Source organism: Thermococcus sp. (genome assembly GCF_026988555.1).
In the GTDB taxonomy this organism is placed as follows: Archaea; Methanobacteriota_B; Thermococci; order Thermococcales; family Thermococcaceae; genus Thermococcus.
The window spans coordinates 1-4999 of the sequence record NZ_JALSLB010000004.1 but is presented as its reverse complement, the minus strand read 5'-3'; the positions used below and the strand labels follow the sequence as shown (position 1 = coordinate 4999).

Below are 4999 nucleotides of genomic sequence, written 5' to 3'. Positions count from 1 at the left end.
ACGGGAGGCCGTTCTCGGTGGAAGAGGTTTTTGATGCTCTGAAGGGGGTGGTAGAATGAACCTTCCAACCGGCAGGGAGGCCTTTGAACCCAAGAGGCCAGGGAGCAAGGATATAGCCTGGTGTCCCGGCTGTGGAAACTTCGGCATAAGGAACATTCTTATCTCAGCCTTAGCCGAGCTTGGCCTGAAGCCGAGCGAAGTAGCTATAATCAGTGGAATCGGACAGGCAGCTAAGATGCCCCACTACATCAACGCCAACGGCTACCACACTTTACACGGCAGGGCGATACCGATAGCGACCGGTGTCAAAGCCTCTAATCCAGAGCTGACGGTCATAGCAGAGGGCGGAGACGGCGACATGTACGCCGAAGGTGGCAACCACCTGCTCCACGCCACCAGGAGAAACCCCGACATAACCGTCCTAATCCACGACAACCAGATATACGGCCTCACGAAGGGGCAGGCGTCGCCGACGACGATGGTCGGAATGAAAACTCCAACCCAGCCCTGGGGAGTCTTTGAGGAGCCTTTCAACCCGGTTGCTCTGGCGATAGCCATGAACGCCTCCTTTGTCGCCAGAACCTTCATGGGCCACTTCAGGGAGAGCGTGGAGATAATCAAGAAAGCCATCCAGCACAAAGGTCTCGCGATAGTTGACATCCTCCACCCCTGCGTCAGCTTCAACAAGGTGAACACCTACGCCTGGTACAGGGAGCACACCTACTGGATGGAGGATGGGCCCTTCGACAGGGAGGAGGCCTTTAAGCGCGCGATAGAGACCGACCCACTCCCCCTGGGAATCTTTTACGTCAACGAGAAGCCGACCTTTGAGGAGAGCGTTCCTGCATACAGAACCGATAAAAGACCCCTCTGGAAGCGCGAGCCGAGACTCGACCTCGTTGAGAAGTTCTTCGAGGACAAGAAGGCCTGAGGAATCTTTCATTTTTCTAATTTGAGAGCACTGGAGGTGCCTCATCATGAGGATTGGAGAATATGCCCCGGATTTCGTTCTTAGAGACCAGAACGGTGAGGATTTCAGGCTGAGCGATTTTAGGGGGAAGAAGGTCCTGCTGTCCTTCCACCCGCTGGCGTGGACTGGGATATGCGAGAAGCAGATGAAGGCCCTAGAGGAGAACTACGAACTCTTTGAGGGCCTGAACGTCGTTCCCGTCGGGATAAGCGTCGACGCCGTGCCGAGTAAGAAGGCCTGGGCCGAACACATCGGTCTTAAAAAGCTCAGGATTCTGAGCGACTTCTGGCCGCACGGAGCTGTTGCGAAGCTCTACGGCCTGTTCCGCGAAAAGGAGGGCTTCTCAGAGAGGGCAAACGTCCTCATAGACGAAGAAGGAAAGGTTGCGTTCTTCAAGGTCTATCCGATAAGGGAAGTGCCGGACTTAGGGGAGATTCCTGGACTTCTGAAGGCGTGAATTCCCTTATTTATATTTCTACCGCCGAAACAAATGGAAGAAAAGAAATCATTGCCCTGACTGGACTAACAGGCTCCTGAGCCTCGCCTGCCTCTGGCCAAGCTCCCTGTCGAGCATGAAAAGGCCCTGAGGGTTGTCGCCGATAATCTTCAGCTTGTCCACTATCGCCTTGGCCGTTGCCTCTTCCTCCACCTGCTCCTCGATGAACCACTGGAGGAACTGGTAGGTGGCGCGGTCTTTCTCTCCCTCGGCTATGTCCACTAGCTTATATATCGACTCTGTAACGCCGACCTCGTGGAGGTAAACCGCCTCAAAGGCCTTCAATGGACTGGCGAAGTCTTGCTTGGGCATCTCAATTCTTCCAAGCTCGACCTTTCCACCCCGTTCAAAAACGTAGTCGTATATCCTTATGGCGTGGCCGAGCTCCTCCTCGGCCTGAGCCTCCATCCAGTTCGCAAAGCCATCGAAGCCCTTGTCCTTGAAGTACGCGGCTATACCAAGATAGAAGTAGGCGGAGAAGAGTTCCTTCGTCACCTGCTCGTTTAGGGCCTTAAGCATCCTTTCACTCAACATCTGCATCACCACTCTTAGTTTGAAGTCAAACCTCTTAAGTTTATCCTCTGAACCCCCCACGCTAACTGCTCCGTTTTCGTTGCTAACACGCTAATTTTCTACTCGAATTTTCATTTTGCTCATTCGGGATGTTTAAATACTTCAATGAATAACGTGGATAGGGTGATGTTATATGGATGATGTTGTTGATAGATTGGCAAGGCTTCCCCCAAAGGAGGTTCTTGGCTATGCCATAGCCTCGGAGGAGGATGCAAGGAACTTCTACAAGAATCTGACCCCCAAATGTGGGGAGCTCCTTGGAAGGTTCTTCGACGACCTAGCCACGGCGGAGGAAGGACACAAGAAGATCCTTCTCAAGCTCCACGAGAGGCTTTTTGGTGACAGAAACTACGTCGTTCCAAAGGGCATACCGCTCGCGGAGACGGCGGTGAGGGTTGAGACCGTTGCGAACCTTATAGAGGCCATGCAGGTCGCCCTTGTTAATGAAAAAACTGCGGAGAGAATATACGGCCACCTCAAGAAGCGGCTCCCGGAGCACGAGCAGATATTTGGTTTCCTGGCAGCGCAGGAGAAGGCCCACTATGCCGCCATAAGGAGTCACTCGGAATACCTGGAGGACGTGACCCAGGGACAGCCTGAATACATAAACGCACCGGTGGAGTTCTTCGGGAACCAGCTTGAGGTTCTCCTGAGCCGTCATAAAGGTGTGTGAGGAGAGCAGGTTTACTCAAAGCTGCCCAGGAAAGCTTATAAATGGACAACCAGAGGTTTCGCTGGTGAGAAAAATTGAAGGTTTACATGCCCGACCGTGACTGGCCCGAGCACTACAGAGCCGTTCTCGAAGAGCTCGCCAAGGTGCCTGACCCTATCACAGGGGGGGATGTGCTGGACTCGGGTGTCATCGCGGGGCTGGAAGTCTCGGACGAGACTCTGAAGGTCTGGCTCAACTTCGAGAGCCACGCGGAGTACAACATAACCGGGGAAAGTGCGTTAGCGTATTCCCGGATAATAGGGGATATCATGGAGCATTTTGCCCTGGTGAAGTTTCAGAACGTCTACGTATACGACCTCAAAAACAACCCCGTAGGTATCTTTGAGAACAGGAAGGGCTATAAAATCGAAGACATAAACCAGGAGAAGGTCTGAGAATGGGCCTGTTTGGAGTGTTCAAGCCCACTCAAAGGCGGGCTCCCAAGAAAGGACCCAGAGAAGACCTACCGCCGGAGGTAAGAAGCGTTGTAGGTGTCCTTCGGGAAGTCGAGGATCCGGAAACGGGTTTGAACATAGTGGACGAAGGCCTTCTCTACGGCCTGACCGTTGAGGGGGAGAAGATCCAGGTCTTCCTTCTCATGGCCCGCTCAACACCCGAATGCCACGCCTGTCGGATGCTCGCGATAAACGTCCAGAGAAGGATCCTCATCGACATCGTTGACATCCTGCGGGAGGAAGGGTTTAAGAGGATTGAAGTGTATAACGAACTCGGACTTTTGCTCGAGGAATGGGGTGATGAAGATGGTTCCACCGGAACTGGACGAGGGGATTCCCCTCAAGAAAGTTAAGGAATTTTCCCTTGAGGAACTCCTTGGTATGGCAGTAAAAGCTGAGATTGGCGCTAGAAAATTCTATGAAAGCCTCGCCAGTAGGGTTGATATCCCCGCGCTGAAGGAGAAAATAGAGTGGCTGGCTGGAGAAGAGGAAAAGCACGAGGTCCTCCTCAGGAGGATGTACTCCACGATGTTCCCGGATAAAGAAATTGTCTTCCCCTCGGAGCATGTGGGGCCTGAGCTCAAACCCGTCGCTAGGGAGCTCCAAGGAGTACAGGATGTAATAGAGCTCATCCGCTGGGCCATGCGGGCCGAAGAGATAGCAGCCGAATTCTATGAGGAGATAGAGGGAATGGTGGGGGAAGAGGACAGGAAAAGACTTATGCGCTACCTCAGTGATATGGAGAAAGGCCACTACTATACCCTCAGGGCTGAGTACGAACTGCTCCTTGACTGGGAGATGTACAGTCAGATGATGCACGTCGGTCCTTGAGTCCTTCTGGTTTTTCCTCATGATATGCCGGGTTGGAGACCCGGCTTTTCATCCACCCTCTCTCGAACTCGGCGAAGTTCGGAATCCCCATGAACGCATCTTCTTCCCCCTTATCCTCTCAAGCTCGTCCATCCCCTCATCCCCATTAGAAAAGAGAAACGGGAGATTTAAAAAGGGATTCTTGAAAGAGGATTCATCAAAGGCTTCCAAGGCCGCATATCCTGGCGAACGGACAGACCGAGCAGTCCTCTGTGTAGGGCTCCAGATAGGGCTCACCCTTGACCGCTTTGGTTATCTCCTTCACCCTCTCCATAGTTTCATCGTCCCCTTCAAGGACGAGGGTAACGCTCCCCTCAGCTCCGCCCGCTCCGCCGGCCGCTATCGGTATGGCCTCAACACCTGCCAGAATCCCGTAAGCTTCAACCTCCGTAACGGGATGGGAGTGGGGTATCGGTACGAGTGCGGAGTAAAGCCCGGTTCCCCAGTCGAAGGAGTAGATGCCGGTGAGCTTGGCGCTCTCCTCGACCGGTGTCGGCACGAACTTTTCAAGGCTTACCGGCGTTATTGTGAAGACTCCCTTGGTTATTGTCCATCCGAAGGTCTTCCCTATGGTTCCGCCATCTGGAGCTGCTGCGAAAACTGCCACGTTCCAGTTGATGTCTATGGCATTTGCCCCCTTGATGAACACGTCCTTCGGTCCCATCTGCTTCAGGGCCTCAAGCGGGTCGTCGAAGGGCTCACCCTTGTAGAGGACGAGGTGCTTTGGCCAGGTTTTTTTCGGTGTAACACAGGTTCTGCCCTTGCTTATAACGCCAACCGTCCACTTCTCCTTCTCTATCCTCTCCCCGAGTATCTCCTCGGCCACATAGGCCGCTGTTGTACCGGTGGCTATGTACACGAAGCCGTGTTTAAGGGCGTGCTGGACTTCGGGCATGGCAACGACGGCCTTTGCGATGAGTCTC

8 protein-coding genes are annotated in these 4999 nt (G+C 53.6%); 6 read left to right on the top strand and 2 right to left on the bottom strand.

Translation table 11 applies throughout. From position 1 onward, the window contains the following. Positions 1-55 precede the first annotated feature (55 nt). Positions 56-931, top strand: coding sequence for a thiamine pyrophosphate-dependent enzyme (locus MVK60_RS00270; RefSeq protein WP_297435254.1), 876 nt, complete (start codon positions 56-58; stop codon positions 929-931). A gap of 46 nt (positions 932-977) precedes the next feature. Further along, the gene (locus MVK60_RS00265; protein WP_297435253.1) at positions 978-1427 is read left to right on the top strand and encodes a peroxiredoxin; all 450 of its coding nucleotides are present in this window, start codon (positions 978-980) and stop codon (positions 1425-1427) included. A gap of 48 nt (positions 1428-1475) precedes the next feature. Here MVK60_RS00265 and MVK60_RS00260 read toward each other — a convergent pair whose 3' ends face one another. Next, the gene (locus tag MVK60_RS00260) at positions 1476-2000 is read right to left on the bottom strand and encodes a ferritin (protein ID WP_297435258.1); all 525 of its coding nucleotides are present in this window, start codon (positions 1998-2000) and stop codon (positions 1476-1478) included. A 172-nt stretch (positions 2001-2172) separates the two neighbouring features. Between MVK60_RS00260 and MVK60_RS00255 the strand changes: the two genes are divergently transcribed. The 4 genes from MVK60_RS00255 to MVK60_RS00240 all read left to right on the top strand — a co-directional run bounded on the left by MVK60_RS00255 (position 2173) and on the right by MVK60_RS00240 (position 4037). Beyond that, the gene (locus MVK60_RS00255) at positions 2173-2712 is read left to right on the top strand and encodes a ferritin family protein (RefSeq protein WP_297435251.1); all 540 of its coding nucleotides are present in this window, start codon (positions 2173-2175) and stop codon (positions 2710-2712) included. A gap of 74 nt (positions 2713-2786) precedes the next feature. After that, a complete protein-coding gene (locus MVK60_RS00250; protein ID WP_297435249.1) occupies positions 2787-3146 on the top strand; it encodes an iron-sulfur cluster assembly protein in 360 nt (119 codons plus the stop codon). 2 nt (positions 3147-3148) lie between these two features. Continuing rightward, positions 3149-3559 carry an iron-sulfur cluster assembly protein gene (locus tag MVK60_RS00245; protein ID WP_297435247.1) on the top strand — a complete coding sequence of 137 codons (411 nt, stop codon included), beginning with the start codon at positions 3149-3151 and terminating at the stop codon, positions 3557-3559. Beyond that, positions 3513-4037 (top strand): ferritin family protein, encoded by a 525-nt coding sequence (locus MVK60_RS00240; RefSeq protein ID WP_297435256.1) that lies wholly within the window; start codon positions 3513-3515, stop codon positions 4035-4037. The genes MVK60_RS00245 and MVK60_RS00240 overlap by 47 nt, the downstream gene beginning before the upstream one ends. A 196-nt stretch (positions 4038-4233) precedes the next feature. Here the strand turns inward: MVK60_RS00240 and MVK60_RS00235 are convergent. Next, positions 4234-4999: hypothetical protein (locus MVK60_RS00235; protein ID WP_297435245.1), on the bottom strand; the 766-nt coding region annotated here is incomplete at its 5' end.

What these genes read in the sequence shown, in the direction of transcription:
- MVK60_RS00260 (WP_297435258.1), bottom strand. Translation starts at nt 2,000, where the DNA reads ATGTTGAGTGAAAGGATGCTTAAGGCCCTAAACGAGCAGGTGACGAAG.
- MVK60_RS00270 (WP_297435254.1), top strand. Translation starts at nt 56, where the DNA reads ATGAACCTTCCAACCGGCAGGGAGGCCTTTGAACCCAAGAGGCCAGGG.
- MVK60_RS00255 (WP_297435251.1), top strand. Translation starts at nt 2,173, where the DNA reads ATGGATGATGTTGTTGATAGATTGGCAAGGCTTCCCCCAAAGGAGGTT.
- MVK60_RS00265 (WP_297435253.1), top strand. Translation starts at nt 978, where the DNA reads ATGAGGATTGGAGAATATGCCCCGGATTTCGTTCTTAGAGACCAGAAC.
- MVK60_RS00240 (WP_297435256.1), top strand. Translation starts at nt 3,513, where the DNA reads ATGGTTCCACCGGAACTGGACGAGGGGATTCCCCTCAAGAAAGTTAAG.
- MVK60_RS00245 (WP_297435247.1), top strand. Translation starts at nt 3,149, where the DNA reads ATGGGCCTGTTTGGAGTGTTCAAGCCCACTCAAAGGCGGGCTCCCAAG.